The sequence below is a fragment of the Sorangium sp. So ce834 genome (assembly GCF_051521425.1).
In the GTDB taxonomy this organism is placed as follows: domain Bacteria; phylum Myxococcota_A; class Polyangia; order Polyangiales; family Polyangiaceae; genus Sorangium; species Sorangium cellulosum_D.
This window is the reverse complement of record NZ_CP150351.1, coordinates 6,730,779-6,757,654: the sequence shown is the minus strand read 5'-3', so window position 1 is coordinate 6,757,654 and position 26,876 is coordinate 6,730,779. Positions and strand designations below refer to the sequence as shown.

Genomic DNA, 26,876 nt, shown 5'->3' with positions numbered 1-26,876 from the left:
AACCACGTGGACGCGCTCACGCCCAGCCGCTGGGCGGGCGCGGCGGCTCCTGCACCCGAGGCTCAGCCGAGCGCGATCGGTGTTTCGTCGGCGCGAGCGGGCCTCGTCGTCGCCTCCAGGTAGGCCTTTCCGATGTCGGCCTCGTCCACGAACCCGACGATCGCGCCCTCGCCGTCGACGACGGGGAGCTCGCGGACGCCGTGCGCCACCATCGCCTCGGTCGCCGTCCGCAGATCGTCGGTGACCGTCACGGCCACCGGCGGCTGCATCGCGTCGGCGGCCACGGTCATCCGCTCGAGGTCGTGCTCCACCGCGATGATCCGGAGCGACTCGGCGGTGATCATGCCGACCATCTTGCGCGACGGTTCGAGCACCGGGAACACCTCCTGCCAGCTCGCGTCGGCCGCCCGCCGGAGCATCTCGCGGGCCGGCGTCCCCGGCGCGAACGTCACGAGCGCGCGCCCGTCGATCATGATCTGCCGCACGCGGATGGTCTTGAGCACGTCGAGCGTCGGCATCGGGTGCGCGGGAGACTCGCGCTGGGTGGGGAGCTGCGCGTGGTAGAGCGAGTGCTTCCGCAGCGCGACGAAGGCGACGCCCTCGGCGAGCATCAGCGGGACCAGGAGGTCGTAGCTGCCGGCGAGCTCGCACACCATCACGAGGGAGCTCACCGGCACGTGCGCGACGCCGCCGTAGAAGGTGCCCATGCCCACGAGCGCGAAGGCGCCCGGGTCGATGCGCGGATCGCCGAGCAGGAGCGCCGCCGCGCGCCCGAACGCGCCGCCGAAGAGCCCGCCGATGACGAGCGACGGCGCGAAGTCGCCGGCGCACCCGCCGCTGCCGAGCGTGAGCGACGAGGCGACGATCTTGGCGGCGCAGAGCAGGAGCAGGAGCTCCACGCCGCGCCAGCCCGGGTGGAGCCACGTGGCGCCGGTGATCGCGACCTGGACGGCGCCGTACCCGCCGCCGAGCAGCCCGAGCCCTTGCCCGGGGCTCTCGATCCTGCGGCCGACGAACCAGAGGACGGGCACGCAGAAGAGGCCCAGCGCGAGCCCGCCGAGCCCCGGGCGCGCCCAGTGGGCGATGGGCAGGCGCGCCGCGATCGCCTTCACGCCGCCGAGGCACTTCAGGAAGCCGATCGCGACGAAGGCCAGGAGCAGCGCGAGCAGCGCGTAGAGCGGGAGGTGCGACGGGACGAACGCATACTTCGGCGCGTGCGCGAAGAGCGTCGACTCGCCGTAGAACGAGATGAAGACCGAGTAGGAGACCACGCTGGCGAGCAGCGCCGGGATCAGCGCCTCCGCCTCGAAGTCGTCGCGGTAGAGCACCTCGACGGCGAGCAGGGCGGCGCCGAGCGGCGTGCGGAAGATGGCGGACATCCCGGCCGCGACCCCCGCGAGCATCAGGATGCGGTGCTCGCGCCGGCCGACCGCGAGCCCGCGCCCCACGAGCGAGCCGAGCGCTCCTCCGACCTGCATGGTCGGCCCCTCGCGACCGCCGGCGCCGCCCGAGCCGAGCGTGAGGATCGACGCGAGCGCCTTGACCCACGCGACCCGCTTGCGCATCCGGCCGCCGTGGTGGTGGAAGGCCTGGATCATCGCGTCGCCGCCGCCGCCCGCGGCCTCGGGGGCGACGCGCCAGGTGAGGATGCCCCCGGCCAGCGCTCCGAGCGCCGGGATCAGCAGCAGCAGCCAGAGCCGGACGCTCCGGTGCTCGGGGCCGTCGCCGCCGAAGATCGCCTCGCCGTGGGCTCGAAGCCGCGCGTAGCCGGCGAGGCGGCCGAGGAGCAGCTCCTCGACGAGCTCGAGGGCGCCGAAGAAGAGCACCGCGACGAGGCCCGCGATGGCCCCGACGAGCACGGCATGCAGGATCGTGCGCCCGACGAGCCGGAGATCGAGGGGTGCGACCTCCGAGATGAGCGCGGAGAACGGGCGCCGCCGTCGCACCACGCCGGCGCGCTCTGCTGGGAATGGTTCCGTCACGGCGATGGTCATGATCGCGTCCGGGCGCGGGCGCAACGAGGTTGAGGCAGTCCGGTGCACGCTGAGCGCGCCGCTCAGCCCGCCGCTCTGCCGGACGCGGTGAGTTGCGGGTCCTTATGCTCGCCCGCAGCTGACGTCGCTCGGCGGGGCGGTGAAGCCGCGCTCCGTGGAAGATGTGCTGCGGTCGGTGACCTCCTCACACGATGAAGTTGAGGATCCGTCCCGCGACATACACCACCTTCTTCGGCGTCTTCTCCGCGAGCTGGTTCGCGATCGCCGCGTCCGAGCGCGCCGCGTCCAGCGCGGTGGCCTCGTCCGCCGTCCTCGCAATACGGATTCGCCCCCGGACCTTGCCGTTGATCTGCACGGCGATCTCGACGTCGTCCTCCCGCGTCGCGACAGCATCGAACGCCGGCCAGGGGCGCGACAGCAGAAACCCGCGTCCCCCCAGGGTCGCCCAGAGCTCGTCGGCGAGGTGGGGCGCGAACGGGGAGAGCAGGTGGACCAAGAGCTCCGCCGACTCGCGCAGCGCCGCGAGGACGCCCGGCGCCGCGGGGCGCTCGGCCGCCGCGGCCGTGGCGGGGACGAGCTCGTTGACGAGCTCCATCATCGCGGCGACGGCGGTATTGAACTGGCGCCGCTCCTCGAGGTCGTGCGTCACCCGCTGCACGGTCTGATGGAGCTTGCGCCGGAGCGCCGCCGCGTCGGGAGACGTGCCCGGCTCGCCCGCCGGCAGCGACGCGATGTCCCGGACCAGCCGGAAGACGCGGGCGAGGAACCTATGCACCCCCTCGATGCCCGTATCCGACCAGGCGAGCTCCATCTCGGGAGGCGAGGCGAAGAGCATGAAGACGCGCACCGTGTCCGCGCCGTATTTGGCGACCATCGCGTCCGGATCGACGACGTTCTTCTTCGACTTCGACATCTTCTCGACGCGCCCGGTCTCGACCGTCATCCCCTCGCAGCCCGGCGCGAGGCACTTGCCGTCGGCGCCGACCTCCTCGGGGAAGAGCCACACGGACGCGCCCTTCGCGTCCCTGATGAAGCGGGTCTGCATCGTGACCATTCCCTGCGTGAGCAACCGCTTGAACGGCTCGCGCGGGGTATGCTCGGGGAGGAAGCCAAGGTCGATGAGCACCTTGTGGAAGAACCGGGCATAGAGCAGGTGCATGACCGCATGCTCCACGCCGCCGATGTACTGGTCGACAGGCATCCACTCGGCGGCCACCCGCGGATCGACCGGCCCGCGGTCGTAGCGCGGCGACGTGTAGCGGAGGAAGTACCAGCTCGACTCCCAGAACGTGTCGAACGTGTCGGTCTCGCGCCGCGCCGGCTTCGAGGGATCGCGCGGGTCGCGGGCGCTCACGAACGCTTCGTGGCGCGCGAGCGGCGAGCCGCCCTCGCCCGTGAAGCTCACGTCGCGCGGCAAGACGACCGGCAGCTCGCCCTCGGGCACGGCCAACACCGCGCCGTCCTGTCCGTAGACGACGGGGATCGGACAGCCCCAATAGCGCTGGCGGGAGATGAGCCAGTCGCGGAGGCGATAGCTGACGGTCTCCTCTCCGAGGCCTGCCGCGGCGAGCTTCGCCACGACCTTCGCCTTGCCCTCCTCGCTCGGCGTCCCGGAGAGATCGCCGGAGGCAACCATCGTCCCGGCCCCGGTGTACGCGTCCTTCATCGTGGCTGGGTCGAGCGGCGGCTCGCCGTCGGGCTGGATGACCACGGCGATCGGCAGCCCGTGGAGGCGCGCAAACGCGAAGTCGCGCGTGTCGTGCGCCGGCACCGCCATCACCGCGCCCGTCCCGTACCCCATGAGCACGAACGAGCCAGTCCAGATAGGGACGCGCGCGCCCGTGAGCGGGTGCACGGCGTAAAAGCCGGTGAACACGCCCTCCTTCGACGCCACGTCCGAGCCGCGCTCGCGCTCGGCCAAGCGGGCGGCCTCTTCGACGAACGCGGCCACCTTCGCGTCGCGCTTCCCCGCTTCGCGCGCGATCGGGTGCTCCGGCGCGACCGTCAGGAACGTCACGCCGTTGAGCGTGTCAGGCCGGGTCGTGAACACATCGACGTGCGCGAGCGCGCCCGCGCCTCCCTCGATCGTGAACCTCACGCGCGCGCCGACGCTCTTGCCGATCCAGTCCTTCTGCATCTTGAGGACTTTGTCGGGCCACCCGCCCACGAGCGACTCGATGCCCTTGAGGAGCTCGTCGGCGTACGAGGTGATCCGCAAGAACCACTGATCGAGCTCGCGCTGAGCGACCCCGGTCCCGCACCGCCAGCAGCCGCCGTCCTCGACCTGCTCGTTGGCGAGCACCGTCTCGCACCGAGGGCACCAGTTGGCGACCGCCGACTTCTTGTAAGCGAGGCCCGCCTGGAGCATCCGCGTGAAGACGAGCTGCTCCCAGCGGTAATAGTCGGGCTCGCACGTCGCGACCTCGCGGGACCAGTCGTACGAAAAGCCGAGCGGCTGCAGCTGCGCCTTCATCGTCGCGATGTTCTGAAGCGTCCAGTCGGCGGGGTGCTTGCCCCGCTCGATCGCGGCGTTCTCCGCCGGCATGCCGAACGCATCCCACCCCATCGGGTGCAGGACGTGATAGCCGCGCATCCGATGGAAGCGGGCGAGTACGTCGCCGATGGAGTAGTTGCGGACGTGCCCCATGTGAATGCGCCCGCTCGGGTACGGGAGCATCTCGAGCACGTAGTACTTCTTCGAGGCCCGGTCGCCCGGATCGGCGACCTCGAACAGCTTCTCGGCGTCCCAGCGCGCGCGCCACCCGGGCTCGATCCGCGAGGGCTCGTAGCGGGCGCGTCGGTCGCCGTCCGCCGGCGCGAGGGCAGTGAACGATGAGGAGCTCGGCGCTGTCATGGCGGGCGACCTTATCACGCCGGACGGGGCGACCGCAGCTGCGAACCGAGCGCGGCGCGTGCGCGCGCGGCGCCCCCTTTTTCACAGCCTCAGCCGTCACCAACGACGAATGGCACCAGGTGGGCCAGGTCAAGCTGGGTAACGTCCGCGAAGCGCAGGCTGGTGAACCGGACGAACCTCGCAGCACGCAATACCAGCGCACCCCGAAGGACGTGTACTCGTGGAGCTTCTCGACACGGTCCCGTCGTGCGTCCAGCGGGGTAGGAGAGACCACCTCGACCATGATGCCGGGCGGAGCGTTGATCGTCCCGCGCCGATGCCGCTTGCGACTCCGAGGCATGTACGCCGAGGCGTCGGGCTTCCGGCCAGAGACCGCGCTCACGGCGTACTTCGCTTCGGAGCCCAGCACGAGCCCGCCCTGCGGGATGAGCCAGCTCTCGCTGATCACGTCATCACGGCAGCACTGGCCACCGGCCGCGACAAACCGTCGTCTAGGCCTCGGATGCGGAGAATCGCGTCTGCGGCGATTCGACGGACGAGCATCGACATCCGCGGCCGCTTCCCGAGCAAGCTGGCGTAGGCGCTCGATCTCCGCCGGGCGGTCGAGGTGCGCCACGCCCAGCGCGGTCCGATCCCCGCGGCGCCCGGGGTCGAATCCCCCGCACGCGCCGCAGCGCGGGTGGCCCCGGGTACGGCGGCTCGACCTCGAGCTGCGCCGGCCGCGGGAAGGCAGAAGCGAAGCTGTGCCCGATGGAGACGTTGACGTGACGGCCTGTCGCGACGGGCTGCAGCGGGAGCTCGTAGCCCTGACGACAGAAACCCTGCTCCCAGCCTCCACCGGAGGATAGTCCACGTAGGGACATTTGATGTATCAGTAATTTTACACCAATGACGGCCAGTTGAAATATCGCCCAAGAGCGATCCACCGCTCCGCCTACAAAAACCAACAAATCCAACGCGATTGCTCGGTTGTGTGACATTACCTACGTCACGCTGCGTAAGGTGTCGAGCGGCAGCTGCGGCTCGACTGAGACGAGCCTTTCCCTCCGGTCAGGAATTCGTGGTGGACAGAACCTGGCATTTCTCGCCAAGATGGCGAGCGTCAATCCGTGCCGCGAATGTCGCCCGAGGGCACCGGGGATCTGCTGTGCGTCTGGTTCGTTCATCTCCCCTCGTGAGCCGGAGGACCCTGGTGTGATGAGGCATCGCGCCTCGTACGAAAGACTGGAAGATGAGAACAGTCAGATATCCATTTTTGACGAATCCGTTCGGCTTTCCGATGACCTCGATCGACGAGGAGGATATCGATCCAGCTTACGCGGAATTCTTGGACCGTGAGCTCCCGCGCCTTCACGCCAAGGAAATCGACCGCCCGGTGCTCGATTTCGTGCTGGACAGCGTCGCGCGTCCGGAGGGGCTGGTGATGGAGTTCGGTGTGTTCTCCGGCACGACCGTAAATAGGATCGCCGACGCCTGTCCGGACGAGAGAGTGTTTGGTTTCGACAGCTTCGAGGGCTTTCCAGAGGCGTGGGGCATCATCAGCAAGGAAGCGTCGAAGCAGTTCTTCAGTAGGCGTCCTCCCGAGGTGCGAAAAAACGTCACGCTCGTCGAGGGCTGGTTCGATCGAACGCTCCCGGAATTCCTGAAAGAGCATCCTCAGCAATGCTCGCTCGTTCACATCGACTGTGACCTGTATGTGTCGACTGCCACCGTCCTCGAGTCGCTCCGCTCGCGAATCGTACCGGGGACCGTTCTCGTCTTCGACGAGATGGTCAACATGGGGGCCCAAAGCGCGCTTCACGAAATGAAGGCATGGTGGGAGTTCGTTCGAGACTCGAAGATTCAATTCGAATGGCTCTGCCTCGGCTACGACTGCGGCGTCGTCTTTCAGTCGGATGCACGCGACACAGAGGATGCTCCCGAGGAACTCGCGTCCGCCGCGGGCCAGGCGCAGGGGGCGGGCGTCCAAGCGTTCGTCGAGACCTTGCATCGCACTCGCCGGCGATTCAATTTACCCCGCGGGCTCAAGGTCGCTGGGGCTGTGAAGGTTCACTGACGGCGAAGGGGTGCGTCTGCCGGCGCGAGCCGGCGTGCGATCGCGTCAACTTGATGCCACAGCGCCTGAGTGGCCACCATCCAGCCGATGGCGATGCATGATGCGCTCCTGTCGCGCCAGGAGCAGGTGATCGAGATGCTTGTTCGACGCGACTTTGATCGCGAAATCGAGATGGTGGCGTCCGCCGCGAATCGACGCGAGCGGCCGCCATCGCCTCGGCCGGCGGCTACATCGGCGACTTCTACACTCTGAAGTGACGGCATTCACGGCTCGCCTACATGAGCCCGATCCAGCTCGAAGCGAAGACCTACGTCCCCGCGCTCGCGGCAAAGTGAGACTGTCCGCGCAAGCGGGGGAGGACCATGGACCATTTCTTGCGAGCACGGGTGCGTCATTCTTGGCGCGCGCCGAAGCATTGGCACGGAAGGGGGAGGTGATGGTGCACTTTTTGATAGCTGCTGCACCAGTTCGTCCCTCTTGACTGCCGGACGTTCCCTGGTAAAGTGGCCTACCAACGACGAAGGCGACCATCTAGCGATGGCCGCCTGCATGGTCTGGATGACTTAAGGAAGTCACGTGATCGTTGCGCGTTTGAAAAATATCTAGGCTGGTCGGGCTTGTGCGCTTGCCGGTGCCGCTTGCCGGTGCCGCATGGCGCGGAGGGCAGGGCACATGAGGAGTGTACCAAAGCCCGGCCAGCGCCCGCCCTGACATTACGGCGTCGCGCAGGCGTGCAACTCATCGGACTTATTGGGTTGTTGGTCACTGTGGCATGGATTGCAAGATGTGAGCAAAATCGCGCACTTGCGCGATGCGCGTGACGCACGTGGTGCTAAATCGACGTCGATGAGGCTTTCCGAATCATGCGAAGGCTGGGGGTCGACGTAGCATCTACATCGACCAGAGGGGGCAGACTTCGTGGGCAAGTCTTCTCATTTATCGTGCCAGACCGGTTCCTCAGATGACCCATCATTCCTGGGAGCGGCGGCGTCCCGCGTTCATGAGCTCATGGCTGAGCGGCACGCCCCCCCGGATCTCACGGCTTCTGTCGAAAAACGGCTCTCCGGGCTGAACGCCCTCGCAGAGCTTGCACTGCTCGAATACCTGAAAGGCTGTGGAATACTGCTGTCCGCCGGAGAGGAGCATCAGATGGGCTCGCTCTGGCGTACTCTCGGGATCATCGATAAATATCATCGACTCTTCGAAGCCTCGCTGCACATGCTTCGTCGCAGGGGGTGGATCCACCTCGACGAGGGGCGGATCCAGACGACCGCGAGGTTGCCGCCGGGTGACGCCCGGGCGGTCGCGCGGCTGCTGGCGGAGAAGAAGAGCGATCTTCTTCGAGGGTTCCCCGAGCTCAAGCCCCACGTCCAGCTCCTCGATCAGAGCGGGGCCTCCTGTTCCAGGCTCTTCGGCGGAGAGATCTCCGCCACCGAGGTGCTCTTTCCGGGCTCGTCGCTCGCGCTCCTCGAGCCAGTCTACGCCGAGTCGCCTGGGGCGTCGCATTTCAACCGCGTCCTTCTCGTGGCGCTCAGAGCTGGCGTCGAGCTGTGGTGCAATCGTAACAGAGGACAGAAGATCAGGATCTTGGAGCTCGGCGCCGGGACAGGCGCGACGAGCGCCATGCTCGTCGAGGGGCTCGAGGAGCTCGCAGATGTCGTCGAGTACACCTACACCGACGTATCCCTCGCGTTCCTGGATCACGGGCGGAAGCGGCTCTCCGCTCGCTACCCGTTCGTCAAGTTCGAGCTCCTGGACATAGACAAGGACTTCCTGCGACAGGGCCTCGCGCGTCACAGCTTTCATGTGGTGATCGCCTCGAACGTCCTCCACGTCTGCTTGAAGCTCAAGGAGACGCTGCGGCGCATCAGGGGCGTTCTGGTCCCGGGCGGATGCCTGATGCTGAATGAAGCCACTCAATTCAGCGCCTTCCTGACCATGACATTCGGCTTCCTGGATGGCTGGTGGCGGTACCAGGATCCGGAGGTCCGGCTGCCGCACGCTCCGCTGTTGAGCCCATCGATGTGGCGCTCCCTGCTGGACGGGGAGGGCTTCCCCTGCTGCATGAGCTTCGGTCTCCCCGGTCAGGAAGACGAGGCCAGCCTCCCGCAGGCGGTCCTCATCGCGGAGCGTGACGCGCGTGCCGACCGGGCGGAGGAGGGGCCCATCGCCGAAGATTCGGTATGCGGCGGCGGCGACGAGAGCTCGGCCTCGGGGCCGGCGCGACCTGGCGATCGAGCACGGCCTACGGCGGCCAAGAGGGCGCGCGTCGCCGCGCTGGAAGCGCTGCTCCGCCGGCGGACCGCGGAGGTGCTCCACATGGATCCCTCGGAGCTCGCCGCAGATCAGGCGTTCGCCGAGGCCGGCGTGGACTCGATCATTGCGATCGAGCTGGTGAACAACGTCAACTCGGAGCTCGAGGTCGAGCTGAAGGCGATCGATCTGTTCGACTACGGCTCGATCTCCAGGCTTGCTGAGCATATTGCGATCTCATGGCCCGAGCCGGGCTCGAGCGACGGCGAGAAAGAAGACGGGCGGGGGGCCCCGCCACCGCCGGTGGACTCGAGAGCGCCGTTCGGCGGCTCGCCCGTGGCGGCAGAGGCGCCCGCGAAGGCGGGCCAGAGGGCCGCGCTCGAGGCCTCAGAGCCGCGCCCCGAGCTGGGCGTATTCAACGGTTCGGCGCCCGCGGCGGCGGAGGCGCCCGCGAAGGCCGGCCGAGAGACCGCGCCTCGGACGCGGGAGCCGCATGCTCGTGTAGACCTGGGAGCGCTCGTCGGCTCAGCGGCCAGAGCGGCAGAGGTGCCCGCGGCGAGCCGGGAGGCCGCGCCCCCCGCCCGGGCGCGGCGTGTGGATCCGAGCGCGCTGTTCGGCGGCCCGGCTTGCGCAGCGCAGGCGAACGCGGCCACGAGCCAGGTGGCAGCGTTCCGGAGCCCCTCGCGACCTGACGGGGACAGAGCGACCGAGGCGGACTCTCCCGCGGCCGCGGGCGCCGTCGCGATCATCGGGATGTCTTGCCGCTTTCCGGGCGCCGACGACCCGGGGGCGTTTTGGGACAACCTCGCGCGGGGGGCGGACTCGATCCGAGCGCTTCCGGCGGAGAGGAGGACGCTGCAGCAGTGGCCGAGCGACGACCGGGACCTGCGCAGCGCCGGCATCGGCTATTGCGGTGGCTTCCTGAGCGGCATCGATGAGTTCGATCCATCGTTCTTCAACATCTCCCCCCTCGAGGCGCAGCTGATGGACCCGCAGCAGCGTCTGCTGCTGCAAGAAGCCTGGAAGGCCCTGGAGAACGCAGGATACGACCCTGAGGACCTCGCCGGCGGACGCTGCGGCGTCTTCGTCGGCGCCAAGGCAGGGGGCTACCTGGACCCGCTCCGGGCCGCGCGAGAGGAGGCCGGGACCTTCCTGCTGTCGGGAAACGCCGTTGGCATGCTCGCCGCCCGGATCTCGTATTTCTTGGACCTGAAGGGGCCCTGCCTGGTGGTGGACACCGAGTGTTCCTCGTCCCTCGTGGCGCTGCATCTGGCCCGCGAGAGCATCCTCCGGGGAGAGTGCGAGCTCGCCGTCGCCGCAGGCGCCTACCTGCTCGGTGGGCCCCAGTCGCACCTGGTGCTCGACGCGGCGCAGATCCTCTCTCCCAGCGGCCGCTGCAGGACCTTCGACGACTCCGCGGATGGTGCCGCGGTAGGAGAGGGCGTCGGGGTCGTTGTTCTCAAGCCGCTGGACAGGGCGGTTGCCGACGGCGACCACATCTATGCCGTCATCCTCGGCTCGGCGATCAATCACGACGGGCGGTCGAACGGGATTACGGCGCCTGCCAGCACCTCGCAGACAGCCCTGCAGGCAGAGGTGTACCGCCAGGCCAAGGCGAACCCGCAGACGATAACCTACGTCGAGGCCCATGGCACGGGGACGAAGCTGGGTGACCCTATCGAGATCCAGTCGCTGACCAGGTCCTTCAGGATGTGGACCGAGGCGAGGCAGTTCTGCGCGATTGGCTCCGTCAAGACCAACATCGGGCATACCATGACCGCGGCCGGGATCGCCGGGGTCATCAAGGTCTCGCTCGCCTTCGAGCATCGGCAGATCCCTCCCTCGCTGCACTTCACGCGCGAGAACAGGTTCCTGAGCTTGACGGAGACCCCGTTTTACGTGCAGACGAGCCTCGCCGACTGGGCGACGCCTCCAGGCGTTCGCCGCCGCGCCGCCATCAACTCGTTCGGCGCGAGCGGGACCAACGCCCACCTGCTCCTCGAGGAGGCGCCGCCGTCGACCGCGGCGCCGAGGAAGCCGAGGGAGCCGTGGTCGATCATCCCGCTGTCCGCCAAGACCCGAGAGGCGCTGCAGCGTCGATGCGAGGGTCTCCTGCGCTGGCTAGAACACGAGGAAGGGCGGCACGATCTGCACGATATCGGCTATACGCTCTCCGTCGGCCGGAGCCATTTCAACGTGAGGGAGGCGCTCGTCGCGCAGGACGTCGCAGATCTGGCCGCGCAGCTGCGCGGCCTCCTGCGCCAGCAGCGCGTCTCCGGCGACCGCCCGCTGCCCGGCGTGGGGCCCGAGTCGCGCTCCGCGGGCGAGGCTCGGGCAGAGGAGCTCACCCGCGCCCTGCGCGCCGAGGCGCCCGGCGCGGGAATGCCGCGCCGGGAAGGGTTGCTCGAGCTGGCGGAGCTCTACGCGCAGGGGGTCGACATCGACTGGCGGCAGATGTACGGACGAGGAGGGGGGCGACGTCTCGCGCTGCCCAGCTATCCATTCGCCAGCGAGCGCTACTGGCACGAGCTCAGACCTCGCCCTGAGGAGCGCCGTGCTATCGCCGACGCTGCGCCGGTGCAATCCTTCCTGGGTCAAGGAGCGCCGGGAGGCGGGGGCCTGTCCTTCACGAGGGTGATCGACGCGGACGACCCCGCGCTCGCCGACCACGTCATCCATGCGCGGAAGGTGCTGCCCGGCGTCATCCTGATCGAGATGGCCCGCGCCGCCGGCGCCGCCTCGCTGGGCGCGACAAGCCCGCTCACGATCCAGAACTTCGTCTGGAGCCGCCCGGTCCTCGTGGGCTCCTCGCCGCGACCGCTGAAGATAACCACCTCCGGAGATCGCCGCGCCGTCAATGTCGAGATCCGCTCCGAGGGCGATGAGGAGCCGGTGCTTCACGCGTCAGGGACCTTGGCGCCCTCGCGTCTCCAGGAGCCGGTGGAGGAGCCGTTGCAGCTCGATCAGATCCGGCGTCGCTGCACGCGCCGGATGGGTGGCGAGGAGCTCTATCGCCTGCTCGAGGAGAAGAGCTTCCACTACGGTCCCCGCTTCCGGGTCATCGCCGAGCTCTTCTACGGTGACCGGGAGGTCCTAGCGAGCATCGATGCATCCGAGGTGAGCTGGCCGTCACTCCCCGCGGGCGCCATCCATCCATCCATCGTGGAGGGGGCCCTCCAGGCGGCAGCGTGCTTGACCTCCAGCGAGAGCGCGGGGTCGTTGGGGGCTTACCTGCCGTGGACGCTGAGGGAAATGCGGGTCCTCGCGGTACCTCACGGCCGCTGTTACGCGTACGCGCGCGCGCTGGAGCCCTCTTCCGACATGCGGACGAGGAGGTTTGACGTCCTGATCGCCGATCCCGAAGGGCGACCGTTCGTGATCCTGCGTGAGTTCTGCGTCATGGCTGCGCGGCTCGACGAGCGTGAGACGGACGACCAAGGCGCCGGGCGTGCGCCGCGGCCGGGGAGCGCAGCGGCCCTGTCGTACCATCGCTCCGCGTGGGTCGCGACCGCACTACCCTCCGGCGACGCGCAGGTGCTGGCGGGCGGCGCGGTCGTGCTGGATAGCCATGCCCGGCGCTGGAGCACGCTCCGGAGGATCCTGGGGAGCAGCGCGGCCGTACCCGGAGGAGGGCTCGTCCTGGTGCTCCCCGGCGAGCGGTTCCGGGCGCTCGGGGACATGAGGTTCGAGATCGATCCTACGAGCTTCGACGACTACGGCGCCCTGCTGACGGAGCTGGAGAGGCTCGGGATCCGACCCAGGCACTTCCTACACCTGTGGAGCTGGGACGCGCCGCCGCTCGATTACCAGTCCGGCGCGCAGCTCGCTCATCAGCCGGGCGAGCTCCAGCGGCAGCTCTCCACCGGGCTGTACAGCCTCTTCTATCTCAGCAAGGCGCTCATCGCGCGACGCCCAGTCGAGGTGACCAGCCTGCTGACATTGTATCGATGCAGCGAAGAGGAGGTCCCGCCGCACCTCGCCGCGATCACGGGGTTCTTGCGGAGCTTGCGCCATGAACATCCGTTGATCCGCGGCAAGCTGGTCGAGGTCGCGCGGCGCAGCGACGGTGTATCGCCGGACCTCCTGGAGATCCTCGGGAACGAACACCTCCAGGGCGCCGAGCAAGACACCGAGGTCCGGTACGACGCGCGCGGTGAGCGGTGGGGCCGCAGACAGCAGAGGATCGAGCCACCGGACGAGAGCGCTGCGCGCGCTCAGACGGCGAGCGGCGCCCTCAGGCGGGGAGGCGTCTATCTCGTCGTGGGAGGGACGGGGGGCCTGGGGTACGCCCTGAGCCGTCACCTGGCTCGCAACTATCATGCCAAGCTCGTTCTCGTCGGCCGCTCTGCTCCCGGGGAGGCGTCGCGGCGAGCCGTCGAGGCGCTGCGTGCTCTCGGAGGCCAGGCGCTCTACGTACAGGCCGATGTCGCGAGCTACCCGGCGGTCCAGCGGGCAGTGGAGCAGGCGCGCGCCCGCTTCCACGGGATCAGCGGGGTCATCCACGCAGCCGGGGTGATCCGGGACAATTACATCGTGCGGAAGAGCGCCGAGGAGATCGACGCCGTGCTGGCACCGAAGGTGCTGGGGGCCATCCACCTCGACGCCGCGACGGCCCAGGATCAACTGGACCTGTTCGTGATGTTCTCGTCGATAGCGTCCTTCTTCGGGAGCCCTGGTCAGAGCGACTACGCGGCTGCCAACGCGTTCATGGATTCCTACGCCGCGATGCGCGCCCACTGGGTACGCCAGGGCACGCGGCGCGGCCAGACGGTGTCAATCAACTGGCCCCTGTGGGAGGCCGGGGGGATGGGGCTCTCGCCCGAGGTTCGCGAGCATATCATCCAGACGACCGGTCTGGCAGCGCTTCCAACCGAACAGGGCTTGGAGGCCTTCGAGGCAGTCCTCCGCACCGGCCTGTCGCAGGCGGCCGTGCTCTTCGGGGACGATGCGCAGGCAGCGCCGGCCAATCCGCCCACGACCGCGGGCGATGGAGCCGTCGGTGCGCCGGTCCGCAGCGCGACTGTCGAGCTGCGAACGCACGTCGAGGAGTATCTGAAGGAGATCATCGCGCGCACGACCAAGCTGCCCACCCACCGAATCGACGCACGCGACACCATGGAGCGATTCGGCCTGGACTCGATCTTGACCCTGAAAGTCATCGCCGAGGTCGAGCGCGATTTCGGGGAGCAGCCGAAGACGCTGCTGTTCGAGCACCCGACGATCGCGTCGCTCGCGAGCTACCTCATGGACGTCCAGGGGGCCCGGGCCCGGGAGCTCGCCGCACGGCGCGCCGGGGAGCGCCTAGGCGAGGGCCCGAGGGCCGAAGCAGAGCTCCGGAAGGGCAGGTCCGAAGCGGACGGCGACCGCTCCCCGAGCGTCGCGCAGCTCCTCGACCACCTGCGCGGGCACCGGCGCGACTTGCGGCGCCACGTCGAGGGCCTGCCCGAGGCCGTGATCGACGAGCTCCTCCAGCACCTGCTCCTCGACAGCATCGCAGTCCAATAGGCCGCCTGCGTGCGGCGATGTCATCGAACGCCTCCTCTGAGGCAGACGGTAGCTGCGGATCCAAATCGATGAAGAACATGTCCTTGGAGCAAAAGCGGGAACTCCTCCTTCGCCTCATTCAAGGGGAGAACGCTGCGACTCCGGCGAAGCCGAGCGGGCCCGACGATGTCGCGATCATCGGCCTGAGCGGCCGCTATCCGATGGCGGACGACATCGACGCGTTCTGGAAGAACCTCCGCGCCGGACGCGACTGCATCACGGAGATCCCCCGCGGACGCTGGGATCACGCTCTGTATTACGACGCCGAACCAGGTAAACCGCGGAAGGCCTACGCGAAGTGGGGAGGCTTCATCGACGACGTCGACAAGTTCGATCCGCTGTTGTTCAACATCCCTCCCAAGGACGCCGGCCTGATCGACCCGCAGGAGCGCCTCTTCCTGGAGATCGTCTGGGAAGCCTTCGAGGACGCCGGGATCACCCGTGCCTCCCTTCACGAGCGCGGAGCCGCGCCGCCGGTCGGCGTCTTCGTGGGCGTGATGTACAGCGAGTACCATCTCCTGCCAGGGGGCTCGGATGGCTCCCGGGAGAGCGTGCTCACGCCGTCCTACGCGTCGATCGCGAACCGTGTGTCCTATTTCTTCGGCCTCGGCGGGCCTTCCATCGCCCTCGATACCATGTGCTCCTCCTCGTTGACCGCGATCCACCTGGCCTGCGAGAGCCTGAGATCGGGAGGGTGTGAGCTCGCGGTCGCCGGGGGAGTCAACCTCTCGCTCCACCCGAACAAGTATCTCTCCCTCTGCGAGTACCGGTTTGCATCGAGCGACGGCAGGTGCCGGAGCTTCGGCGACGGCGGCGACGGCTACGTGCCGGGTGAGGGCGTGGGCGCTGTCCTGCTGAAGCCGCTGAGCGCGGCCGTGCGGGACGGCGATCCGATCTACGGAGTCATCAAGGGGACAGGAGTCAATCATGGCGGCAGAACGCAAGGGTACACCGTCCCCAATCCGCTGGCCCAAGCGTCTCTGATCTCCGGGGTGCTCGACGCGGCGGATGTGGACCCGCGGACGATCTCCTACGTCGAGGCTCACGGGACGGGGACTTCCCTCGGGGATCCCATCGAGATCGCCGGGCTGTCCCGGGTGTTCTCCGGGGTCGATCCCGAGCGGCAGGTGCGCATTGGCTCCGTCAAGTCGAACGTCGGCCACCTCGAGGCGGCAGCCGGCATCGCGGCGATGACGAAGGTGCTCTTGCTCTTTAAGAACAAGCAGCTCGTCCCGTCGCTTCACTCCGACGTGCTGAACCCGAACCTCGCTCTGGCGAATACGCCCTTCCGAGTGCAGCAGCACCTCGAGCCCTGGCCTCAGCCGCAGGTGGTCGACGGCGGGGTCGTCAAGACGTACCCACGCCGCGCCGGCATCAGCTCGTTCGGCGCTGGCGGCGCGAACGCGTTCCTGCTCGTGGAGGAGTGTCTCCCGGCGCAAGGGACGGAGCCGAGCCCGGACGGCGAGGACGATGGACCCGAAATCGTGGTGCTCTCTGCCAGGAACGAGGAGCGTCTCAACGCCAGCGTGCGCCGGCTGAAGAACTTTTTGGAGACCGGAGGGGCGGAGGCGCCCCGGACGAGCTCGGGCGCCAGAGCGGCGGATGCCGCGCTCCGTCTGCGCGACGTCGCCCACACGCTGCAGGTCGGCAGGGAGGCCATGGAGGTCCGGCTCGCGTGCGTCGTGAGGAGCCTTGAGGAGCTGACGAGGAAGCTGGGGCAGTTCCTCGATGGTGCGGGCGAGCGGAGCGTTGAGGAGGTCTATTTCCGTGACGCGCGCCGGGATGGTGAGGGCGCGCCGCGGCCCCTCCGGCACGACGAGCAAGCACCGTTCGCCGCATGGGCACGGAACGGCGATTTCAGGAGCTTGGCACACAGCTGGGTCGCCGGCGCCGAGATCGACTGGCGCCGGGTGTGGGACCGGCCGCGAGGACGGCGCATCTCCCTGCCGAAGTATCCATTCGAGAGGAGGCGCTGCTGGCTGACCGCCCCCCCGCCAGCGCCGCCGGAGAGGGACGCGCCCCAGCCTGCCGCGGAGCCGCGCAGCGAGCGGTCCACGGCGCGGGCGATGTTCGTCCGGCAGACATGGCTGGAGCAAGTGCACGCGCCTGGTTCCGGTCGCAGCGACGCGCTCGGCGAGCTCCTCGGCCGGGAGCGCAGCGCCCTGCTGCTCTTCGGCCGGGCTCCTTCCGAGCTCGACGCGCTCAAAGCGTGGTTGTCTGCGTCGGGAATAGAGAGCAGGGCGGCCATCCTCCTCATCCTACCGGGTACACGCTACCGCGAGCTCTCCCCTGAAATGGTCGAGATCGACCCGGACAGCCCGCAGGACTACGAGAGGCTCGCGGGAGGGCTCTCCGATCGGGGGGCCGCTCCGACGGTCGTCGCCTTCCTCTGGGGCCTGTCTCTCGGACACGCAGACGTGCCCGACGAACGAGGCGCCGTTGCATCGAAGCTGGCGGACGCGCTGCGTTACGGCGTGAGATCCGTCTTCTTCATGGCCAGGGCCATCTTCGCCCGCTATCCGAGCGAGCCGGTCAGGATGGCCTACTGCTCCCCGGGAGGCGGGGAGATGCTCGACGTCGTCTCGTCCCATCACCAGGCGGTGGGGGCGTTCTTGCGCTCCGCGGCCCAGGAGCATCCCAGGCTCGTCTTCAGGTCGATCTGGATGGGGGACGACCCGAGCGATGCCCGCGCGGCCATCGGCGCCGCGATGACGGAGCTCGCGTCCTCCGAGCCGGCGGCGTCTGCAGAGGTGCTCCTCAAGGGCGGTCGGCGCTGGCTTCGGGCTCTAGTGCGGCAGCCGGACGAGCGCGTGGACGCGGCCGGAGCGGCGCCCGGTGCCACCGTGTTCAAACGCGGCAGCAACTATCTCCTGTCCGGAGGCCTGGGGGCGCTCGGGCCAGCATTCGTCAGGCACCTCGTCGAGCGCTACGACGCTCGGGTGTTCCTGCTCGGGAGGAGGTCCCTCGGCGCGGCCGACCTCGAGCGGCTCCTCGGCCCGATCTCCCGGTCGCCCAGCGTCGAGTACCATCGCGTCGATATCAACGACTTCGCCGCGCTGCGGAGGTGCTTCGCCGAGATCCGCGAGCAGCGCGGTCCGTTGCGCGGCGTGCTTCATCTGGCGAGATCAGTCGAAGACAGGATGATCTTCATGAAGGATCCGGCCTCGTTCGAGAGGGTGATCGAGGCGAAGCTCTTCGGTACCATCAATCTGGACCAGGTCACCAAGGCGGAGAACCTGGATTTCTTCGTCATGTTCTCGTCGATGGCCTCCATCACCGGACTCGGAGGTGCCTCCGATTACGCCTTCTCTTGCGCCTTCCAGAACGGATTTGCAGAGATGAGGAGCCGCCTTGTCGAGCGTGGGATCCGCTCCGGCGTGTCGCTCGCGCTGTCGTGGCCGCAGTGGGAGCAGGACGCCTTCCTCGACCCCGCGAAGCAGGCGCGGCTCAGGGCGGCGGGCTTCGAGCTGCTGGACGCCGAGCGCGGCATCGCCGTGCTCGAGAGGGCGCTTGCCTCGGGCCGCCCCTCCGTGAGCGTTGCCTACGGGGACGAGGAGAAGCTCTCGCATCTGCTCGGCGTTGCAGAAGAAAATCGAGTCGAGGCGAGCGGCGCCGACCGTCAGATCAGCGCCTCGAAGGCTCCTCGCGCGCCGAGCAGAGAAGAGATGCAGGGCTGGTCCGATGCGCAGCTGGACAGTTACCTGAAACGCTTGCTTGCCGAAGCCGCTTACGAGAGCCACGCGAGGTGATCGGTGATGAGAGCGGATGACGTCACAGGTCGAGAGATCCGAGAGAAGATCCGCGCCGCCTTCGGCGAGCTTCTGGCGATCGAGGCATCGTCCATCGATGCCTATGACGACTTCGCCAAGTTCGGCATGAGCTCGCTCGACGCCCTCAAGATCGCCGAGCGGCTGCAGTCCGATCTCGGCGCGCGCGTCGCTCCCAAGATGTTCTTCGATCATCCCAACATCGCCGAACTCGCGCGGGTCATCTCCCGGGAGGCGAATGTGCCGAGCGCGCCGCGACCGCCGGACGACCCCGGGGGCGCGGTCGAGGGGCGCGACGCCAAAATCGAGGCCATACTCCGGCTGATCGAGGCGCGAAAGCGACCGGGGCCGCCCGACGCTCCTCCTCCCGGCGATCAGGTGAGCCTCGCTGCCAGGATGAGGTTCAGCCTGCTGTTCTTCTCCGACAGGGGCAGCGCGCACCGAGACGCGAAGTACGATCTGATCACGTCGGCGGCGAAGTTCGCAGACCGGCACGGGTTCGAGGCCATCTGGATGCCTGAGAGGCACTTCCACCCTTTCGGCGGGATCTACCCGAACCCGTCGGTGCTGGCCGCCCACCTGGCGGGCATCACCGAGAACGTCCGCCTCCGCGCGGGTAGCGTCGTCCTCCCGCTGGAGCACCCGGCGCGGGTCGTCGAGGCATGGTCGATGGTGGACAACCTCTCCCGCGGCCGCGTCGATCTCGCCGTCGCGAGCGGTTGGAACCCGAACGATTTCGTCCTGTCCCCCCAGACGTTCAAGGATCGACGCGACATCTGGCTGGAGAGGATATCCGTCGTCCAGAAGCTCTGGCGCGGCGAGCCGGTGAGCTTCCCGAACGGGAGCGGCGTGCCGACGGAGATCGTCACCTATCCGAGGCCGATCCAGAGCGATCTGAACATCTGGCTCACGGCCACCAGCAAGCCGGAGTCCTTCTTGGCCGCGGGCAGGGCCGGCCTGCACGTCCTCACGATGCTCCAGGGCTCGACACCGGAAGAGCTGGCCGAGAAGGTACGCGCCTATCGGAAAGCCAGGCAGGAGGCGGGGTACGACCCGAGCAGCGGGATCGTGACCTTGATGCTGCACACATTCATTCACGAGGACGCAGAGTACGTACGTCGGAAGGTACAGGCTCCGTTCGTCGACTACATCCTCAGCGCCATCGACGCGCACACGCGCACCTTGGCGCGCCCTGAAGAGGTTACGCAATCACAGCGCGAGCAGCTCGCACAGTACTCCTACGAGCGTTACTCCAGGGTCGCTTCCTTGCTGGGCACACCGGCAGAGTGCCTGGACAGGTTGGAGAAGTTTGAGTCGATCGGCGTAAACGAGGTGGCGTGCCTCGTCGACTTCGGCGTGGAACCGGACGCTGTCCTCGATGGCCTACCCCATATCGCCGAGCTCAGGAGGAGCTATATGGATCGGCGCGGCCGGACCGGGGAGCGCGCGCCGCCGACGCTCGATTCGTCCCGGCGGCCCGCCGGCCTCGCTCCGGAGCCGCGGGGCGGCGCGGCGACGCAGCAACGGGAGGCGGGCGGCTGTCGCGGTGCGGAGCCGTCGGCCGGGGAGCCTAGGTCGAGCCCTGCGGCCGCCACCTCGCCCACTGAGGCATCGCGCAGGGCCTCAACGACCGCGAGGTCGCGCGGCGCCCTGCCTGGCGCCTCTCCTGAGCAGGTCGCATCGCCGACGGCCGGTGAGCCGATCGCCATCATCGGGGTCGCTGGACGCTTCCCGGGCTCTCCCATGCTTCAGGACTTCTGGCACAACCTCCGCCAAGGGAGAGAGCTGACCTCCTATGCTCCCGGCGACAGGCTGATCGGCCGGCGCGGATGGCCAAACCAGCGGGTCGGGTACCTCTCCGATGTGATGTGCTTCGATCCTCTCGCGTTCGGTATCTCGCCGCGAGAGGCGGAATACATGGACCCGCATCACCGCGTCTTCCTGGAGACGGCCTGGGCGGCCGTCGAGGATGCTGGGTATGATCCGTCCGCGCTCTCGGGGAGCTCGACCGGCGTCTTCGTCGCCGTCTACAATCATGATTATATGGAGGCGCTCCTGGACAGCGGGGGCGACCTGGAGGCCCACGGCGTCGTCGGCGTGGTCCACTCGATGCTTCCAAATCGCATCTCGTACCTCCTCAACCTCTCCGGGCCGAGCGAGGTGGTCGACACTGCCTGCTCGAGCTCTCTGGTGGCCATCCACCGCGCGGTGAGGGCGCTGCGCTCTGGGGAGTGCGACATGGCGATCGCGGGAGGGGTCAGCCTGCTGCTCACCCCCTCTCGGCTCGCGGGCCTCGCGAAGCTCGGGATCCTCGCCGAGGACGGGCGGTGCAGAGCGTTCGACAGGTCCGCCACGGGGCAGGTCATGGGCGAGGGCGCCGGAGCCGTCCTGCTCAAGCCCCTGGCCAAGGCTCGGCGCGACGGAGACGCCGTCTACGGCGTCCTGCGTGGCTCAGCCGTGAACCATCACGGGCGGCTCTCGGGATCGCTGATGACCCCGAGCGCGGAGGCTCAGGCCGACGTCATCGCGAGGGCGCTCCGAGACGCTGGCATCCCTCGCGACTCAATCACTTACATCGAGGCGCACGGGGCCGGAGGCGTGGGCGACCTCGCCGAGCTCAGCGCGTTCAGCCGGGTGTTTTGCGGGACACCCGAAGGGGGCGCGCGCCGCGCGCCATGCGCCGTGGGCTCGCTGAAGCCGAACATCGGGTTTCTCGAGGCGGCGGGAGGGATCGCCAGCCTCATCAAGGTCCTCCTCTGCTTCGCGCACCGAACCATCCCGCCTCTGATCAACTTCGATGAGTGTCCGCCAGGGGTTGATCTCGCCAGCGGACCGCTGTTCATGCCGAGGAGCGCCCAGCCGTGGGGCGGAGCGAGCGGCGGACAGGGGCTGGACCCTCCTCGAAGGGCATGCGTCCATGCCTATGGTCTGGGCGGCGTGAACGCACACCTCGTCCTCGAGGAGCCTCCGCCTGTTGAGGTTGAGGTCGGACATGCCGCGAAGGACGGGGAGGAGCGCAGCGAGCTCATCGTGCTTTCTGCCAGGACAGACGAGCGGTTACTGGCTTACGTACAGCGGCTGCTGAGCCATCTCGAGGCCGCGACGGGACCCGAGGCCCCCGCCCCGTGCCCGTCGCTGGGGGACATCGCCTATACGCTTCAGGTGGGTCGGCCGGCGTTCGAGGTCCGCCTGGCGTTGATAGCGGACAGCGTCTCCGAGCTGAAGAGCACGCTCAAGGCGGTGCTCGATGGAGGGGAGAGCGGCCGTGTCCTTCGGGGCTACGTCCGAGGCCCTCAGACACGGTTCACCGGTCTGGGGGACCATCCGAAATTCAGAGAGCTCGTCAGGTCGCTCAAGGCAGACGGCGAGCTGGACGAGCTCGCGCGCCTGTGGGTCGAGGGGTTCGCCATCGCCTGGAGCGAGCTCCACCAGGGCCGACATCGGAGGCGCACTCGATTGCCCACCTACCCGTTCGCTCGGCACCGATATGGCATCCCTGTGGTCCGCTCGCTGGGCGACACCCCGCCGGGGCAGAGCGACGGACGAGATATCTCGACCGAGCGTGAGACCCAGCTCTCCAATGGATCAACGCACACGCCGGGGTGCCTCGAGGAGCCCGTCTCTCAGGTTGAGGCGGAGGTCATGGCCATCCTCACGGATGTCCTCAAGATCTCGCCCCACGATCTCGAGCCCGATCGGCAGCTCAGCGAGTATGGCATCGACTCCATGCTTGGTCTCGAGGTGATGAAGCGCATCCAGGACGCATTCGGCCCCCAGATGCCGACCACGGCGATCGTGGAGCATGCGACGGGCGCGAGCCTGATCAAATACATCGCCCGCGAGGCCGCACCCAGGCCCCGCGTCCGCCGCCCTCACGAGGCTGTTCCAGCGACCCCGGCGGTTCTGGGCGATGGCGTCGCACCTCCTGCGCTGGCGAGCGTGCAGGCGGCCGTATCGGCGATGGCTCCCGGCGCGAAATCGCTCCTGACCGCCGTTCGCTCGACCGGGGCGCGGCGGCGGTCGTTCTGGATCCACGGCTCACCGGGCATCGTCGCGTGGGTCAACAGCTTGGCGCATGCGCTGGGGGAGGATTACCCGGTCTATGCCCTCCAGGCGAGCGGCCTCAGAGAGGGGGAGGCGCCGCTCGCCACGGTGCCTGAGCTCGCTTCCCGCTACATCGACGAGATCCGTCGGGTGCAGCGATCAGGTCCATACATCCTAGGGGGATACTCCTTTGGAGGCATGGTGGCCTTCGAGATGGCGCATCAGATGCTCGAGCGGGGCGAAGCTGTCTCGCACCTCATTCTGCTGGACTCCTACGCCCCGGGGTCGAAGATCCTCGACGCCGCCCTCGCGACGATGGACGCTCCACGCAGGCTCCTTCTGTGCGGGAGCATCCTCTGCGCGCTCTGCGGCTGTCAGGCGCTCCCTTCGTTCGAAAGTCTCATGGCGGAAGGATCCGGCGATGCGGTGGCCGGTGCTGTCGCTCATATGCTCCGGAGCGGACAATCCCAGCTGGCGCCGGGTGAGCTGCGGGTGCTGCTCGAGAGGATGGCAAACGTGCTCGATGTGCACCTGAAGGCCGAACGGCAATACAGAGCGCGGTGCTATTTAGATCCGGACATCAAGGTGGCGCTCTTCCGTGCTCGAGAGCCGCTCAGCGCAAGCGAGAGCCCCTTCGCATCGCCAGGGGCACACCTGCCGGACGCCGATCACGCGGAGGTCTGGTCACGGCTGTTCACAGGGGGCCTCACGCTCTTCAACAGCAACTGCGATCATTTATCCCTGATGCAGAGGCCGTACATCGATGATGTGGTCGCGCATCTATCGAGGTGGATCGATGGCTAGCGTCACCGCTCATGAACGTTGAGAGCTCCCGGATGACGACGGAACATCGGAGGCCTTCGGCTCGGATTACCCCGGAGCGGCTGGGAGATCCGGGATTCCAGAAGACGTACCGAGTGAAGTATAGCTATACGGCAGGCGCAATGTACAAGGGCATCTCGTCCGTCGCGCTCGTCGTGCGGATGGGGAAGAGTATGCTCCTCAGCTTCTTCGGGACAGGGGGTCTGAGCCTCCAGGAGACCGAGGCAGGGATACTGAGAATACAAAGCGAGCTGAGCGATGGCCAGCCCTATGGAATGAATTTTCTGGCAGATCCGGATGATCCGGAGCGTGAGATCGCGAGGGCGAACCTGTACCTGAAGCACGGTGTACGGAACATCGAGGCCTCCGCATTCACGCAGATATCGCCCGGCCTGGTGCGGTACCGCGTCTCAACCCTCGCGGAGAATCCGGATTCCAGCATCCATGTCCCGAACAGGATCATCGCGAAGCTCTCCCATCCCAAGGTCGCGGAGGCCTTCCTCAGCCCACCGCCGGAGAAGCTCCTCGCCCAGCTCGTCTCGGCGTCGCTCATCACCGACCAGCACGCGTCGATGGCCAGGAGAATCCCCATGGCGGACGACATATGCGTGGAGGCGGATTCGGGAGGGCACACCGACAAGGGCGTCGGCTGGGTGTTGCTGCCTGCGATCATGCACCAGCGAGATGAAGCTCGCGCGAAGCACGGCTACCAGAGCCGGGTTCGCGTGGGGCTCGCGGGCGGTATAGGCACGCCGCAGGCGGCCGCCGGCGCGTTCGCCCTCGGCGCAGACTTCATCGGCACCGGCTCGATCAATCAGTGTACGGTGGAGGCGGGGACGAGCGATCTCGTGAAGGAACTGCTGCAGGATATGGACATCCATGATACCGCGATGATCCCTGCTGGTGATATGTTTGAGCTCGGTGCGAGGGCGCAGGTCCTCCGGAAGGGGCTGCTGTTCCCGGGCCGTGCGAACCGGCTGTACGACCTGTGGCGCCATCATCAGAGCCTCGACGAGCTGGATGAGAGGACGAGGGCAGAGCTCGAAAAAAACTATTTCAAGCGGAGCCTGGAGCAGGTCTACGAGGACGTGAAAGCGTACCACCTCCAGAGGCGACCCGAGGAGATCCACCGGGCCGAGCGGGACCCGAAGCACAAGATGGCGCTGGTGTTCAAGTGGTACTTCGCCCACACCTCGAACCTGGCTCTGCGCGGCGTCGCGGAGCGCAAGGTGGACTTCCAGATTCACTGTGGCCCAGCCCTCGGCTCGTTCAACAGGTGGGTCAGAGGAACTCGGCATGAGAGCTGGCGCAACCGCCACGTCGACGATCTCGCCGAGATGCTGATGCAGCAGGCGGCCGCCGCGCTCGAGCAACGCCTCTACGCGTGCTCGGTGGAGTGACGCACGTGGAGGCGCGGAGGTCGCTGGTGCTCATGGCCGGCGGGCAGGGCTGCCAGTACTATCACATGGCTGCCGAGCTCTACCAGAAGCACAGCACGTTCAGGAGGGCGATGCAGGAGGGCGACCGCATCGCGCACCGGATGCTCCGGACCTCCATTTTGGACGTGATCTACGACGAGCGCAGGAGTCGCCTCGACACCTTCGACGATATCCAGTTCACGCACCCGGCGATACTCATTGTGCAGCACAGCTTCGGTCGGATGATCCTAGATTGGGGCGTACGACCGGCTCATGTCCTGGGATATAGCCTGGGTGAGCTCGTGGTGAATAGCCTCGCCGGCGCGGTGTCCCTGGAAGACGCCATCTTCGCGGCCGTCATCCAGGCCGAGCTGGTGGCGAAGCGGTGTCCTGTGGGCGGGATGATGGCCGTGCTGGGATCACCGCGGCTCCTCGAGGCGCACGACGAGGTGTTCTCTGGCTGTAGCCTTGCCTGTATCAACTTCGACGGCCACTTTGTGGTCGCTGGACGCAAGCGAGAGCTACATCGGGCGGCTGACCTCCTCGCCACGATGTCGATCTCTACCCAGGTGCTGCCGGTGAATTATGCGTTCCATACCTCGATGATGACGCCGGCGCGAGAGGACCTCGAGCTGCTGTTCGATGCGATACGCTACGCTCGACCCGCGACCTCCGTGATCTCGTCGAATCTCGCCGGTCCAGCGCCGGGGATAGGCGGAGAGCACTTCTGGCAGGTAGCTCGGGGACCGGTGATGTTCGGCAAGACCATCGACTGGTTGGAGTCGAGAGGGCCCCACCTCTACGTTGACCTGAGCCCCAGCGGTACGCTCGCCGCGTTCGCGAAGCGCATCCTCGGCGACAGCGCCAGTGAGTCGGCCGTCCTTCCGTCCCTGACGATGTATGGGCGAGATTGCGATCGAGTCAGAGAGCTCATGAGCGCATTGAAGGAGCTTGGAGCGGCATGAGCTCAAGCAGAGACAGCTGCTTTAGTGGGAACACACGTCGGACGATGGATGCAGATTGAGAGAGGGGCGTGTCGCCAATGTTCACCGACAGTAAGAAGGCAGTCGAAGGCACCGGCCGCAGAGCACGCAAGGGCGGTCGGGCGTCCGAGGCGAGCCGCGCGGCGCGGTCGCCTGCAAGGCCGTCCATCCTCGCTGCAAGCGGTCGTGCGCCGTCGACCGGGGGGGAAGCATGACGACCATCTACGTTTTCCCCGGGCAAGGCTCGCAGCGGGTCGGGATGGCGGCCGACCTGTTTCCGGAGTTCCCAGAGCTGGTCAGGGAGGCGGATACGGAGCTTGGGTACTCCATCGTGGAGCTTTGCACGAAGAACCCAGATCGCCGCCTCGGAAAGACCCAGTACACCCAGCCGGCGATATATGTGGCGAACGCCCTCCATTATTTCAAGCTGCTGAGAGAGACGCGGGAGCGACCACATTATGTCGCTGGGCATAGCGTCGGCGAGTACAACGCGCTGCTCGCCGCGAACGTCTTCGACTTCCGCACAGGGCTTCGGCTCATCAAGGAGCGCGGTGAATTGATGTCTCAGGTCGTGGGCGGATCCATGGCGGCGGTCGTAGGCCTGACGCTGCCGAAGGTCGAGGCGGTCCTGCGGGAGTCCGGATACAAGGGCATCGACGTAGCGAACATCAACGCGACGGATCAGATCGTGATCGCTGGACCACGCTCGGAGATCGAGTGCGCTGAGCGCGTGTTCCTCGACGCCGGAGCTGCTCGGTTCTTGATCCTGAACGTGAGCGGTGCGTTCCACTCGCGATACATGAAACGGGTCAAGGATGGGTTTCAGGCGTTTCTCGACGGATTTCGCTTCTCGTGCCCGCAGATCCCCGTCGTGGCAAACACGACCGCTGTACCGTATCCCGAGCGAGACGTGGAGATCAAGAGCAGCCTCGCGATGCAGGTCGTCAGCTCCGTCCGCTGGAAAGAGACCATCGAGTACTTCCTGGCGTTGCCGAAGCCCGAGTTCCGCGAGGTGGGCGCAAGCCTGGTCCTGACGAAGCTCATCCAGCAGATGCAGCGCAACTAGGAAGAGCCTTGGCGCGCGCAGCGATCTCATCGGCGGTCCCGCGCGGCTGAACATCGACGCCTACATTGATGTCGC

Annotated in this window: 8 protein-coding genes and 2 pseudogenes; 7 read left to right on the top strand and 3 right to left on the bottom strand. The window is 67.5% G+C overall.

Annotated features, from left to right (window positions below):
- Positions 1 to 62 precede the first annotated feature (62 nt).
- The 3 genes and pseudogenes from WMF20_RS24215 to WMF20_RS24205 form a co-directional block, all read right to left on the bottom strand.
- Positions 63 to 1,982: a chloride channel protein gene (locus WMF20_RS24215; RefSeq protein WP_437616967.1), complete on the bottom strand. Its 1,920-nt coding sequence runs from the start codon at positions 1,980 to 1,982 to the stop codon at positions 63 to 65.
- Between the two features lie 196 nt (positions 1,983 to 2,178).
- Positions 2,179 to 4,848 carry a leucine--tRNA ligase gene (leuS, locus tag WMF20_RS24210; RefSeq protein WP_437616966.1) on the bottom strand — a complete coding sequence of 890 codons (2,670 nt, stop codon included), beginning with the start codon at positions 4,846 to 4,848 and terminating at the stop codon, positions 2,179 to 2,181.
- A 196-nt stretch (positions 4,849 to 5,044) separates the two neighbouring features.
- A pseudogene (locus tag WMF20_RS24205) lies at positions 5,045 to 5,296 on the bottom strand (Uma2 family endonuclease); the annotation flags it as partial.
- Between the two features lie 831 nt (positions 5,297 to 6,127).
- Between WMF20_RS24205 and WMF20_RS24200 the strand changes: the two are divergent.
- The 7 genes and pseudogenes from WMF20_RS24200 to fabD all read left to right on the top strand — a co-directional run bounded on the left by WMF20_RS24200 (position 6,128) and on the right by fabD (position 26,801).
- Positions 6,128 to 6,904, top strand: a complete 777-nt coding sequence (locus WMF20_RS24200) for a class I SAM-dependent methyltransferase (RefSeq protein WP_165374161.1) — start codon at positions 6,128 to 6,130, stop codon at positions 6,902 to 6,904.
- A gap of 918 nt (positions 6,905 to 7,822) precedes the next feature.
- Entirely contained in the window at positions 7,823 to 14,662 is a 6,840-nt protein-coding gene (locus WMF20_RS24195) for an SDR family NAD(P)-dependent oxidoreductase (RefSeq protein WP_437616965.1), read from the top strand.
- A 140-nt stretch (positions 14,663 to 14,802) separates the two neighbouring features.
- Positions 14,803 to 18,450: pseudogene (locus WMF20_RS24190) on the top strand (type I polyketide synthase); the annotation flags it as partial.
- Positions 18,451 to 18,456: 6 nt separating this feature from the next.
- Entirely contained in the window at positions 18,457 to 23,316 is a 4,860-nt protein-coding gene (locus WMF20_RS24185; RefSeq protein WP_437616964.1) for a MupA/Atu3671 family FMN-dependent luciferase-like monooxygenase, read from the top strand.
- Positions 23,317 to 23,327: 11 nt separating this feature from the next.
- Positions 23,328 to 24,734, top strand: a complete 1,407-nt coding sequence (locus WMF20_RS24180; RefSeq protein ID WP_437616963.1) for a PfaD family polyunsaturated fatty acid/polyketide biosynthesis protein — start codon at positions 23,328 to 23,330, stop codon at positions 24,732 to 24,734.
- Positions 24,731 to 25,717 (top strand): acyltransferase domain-containing protein, encoded by a 987-nt coding sequence (locus tag WMF20_RS24175; RefSeq protein WP_437616962.1) that lies wholly within the window; start codon positions 24,731 to 24,733, stop codon positions 25,715 to 25,717. The genes WMF20_RS24180 and WMF20_RS24175 overlap by 4 nt, the downstream gene beginning before the upstream one ends.
- Positions 25,718 to 25,946: 229 nt before the next feature.
- A complete protein-coding gene (fabD, locus tag WMF20_RS24170) occupies positions 25,947 to 26,801 on the top strand; it encodes an ACP S-malonyltransferase (protein WP_437616961.1) in 855 nt (284 codons plus the stop codon).
- Positions 26,802 to 26,876: the final 75 nt, after the last annotated feature.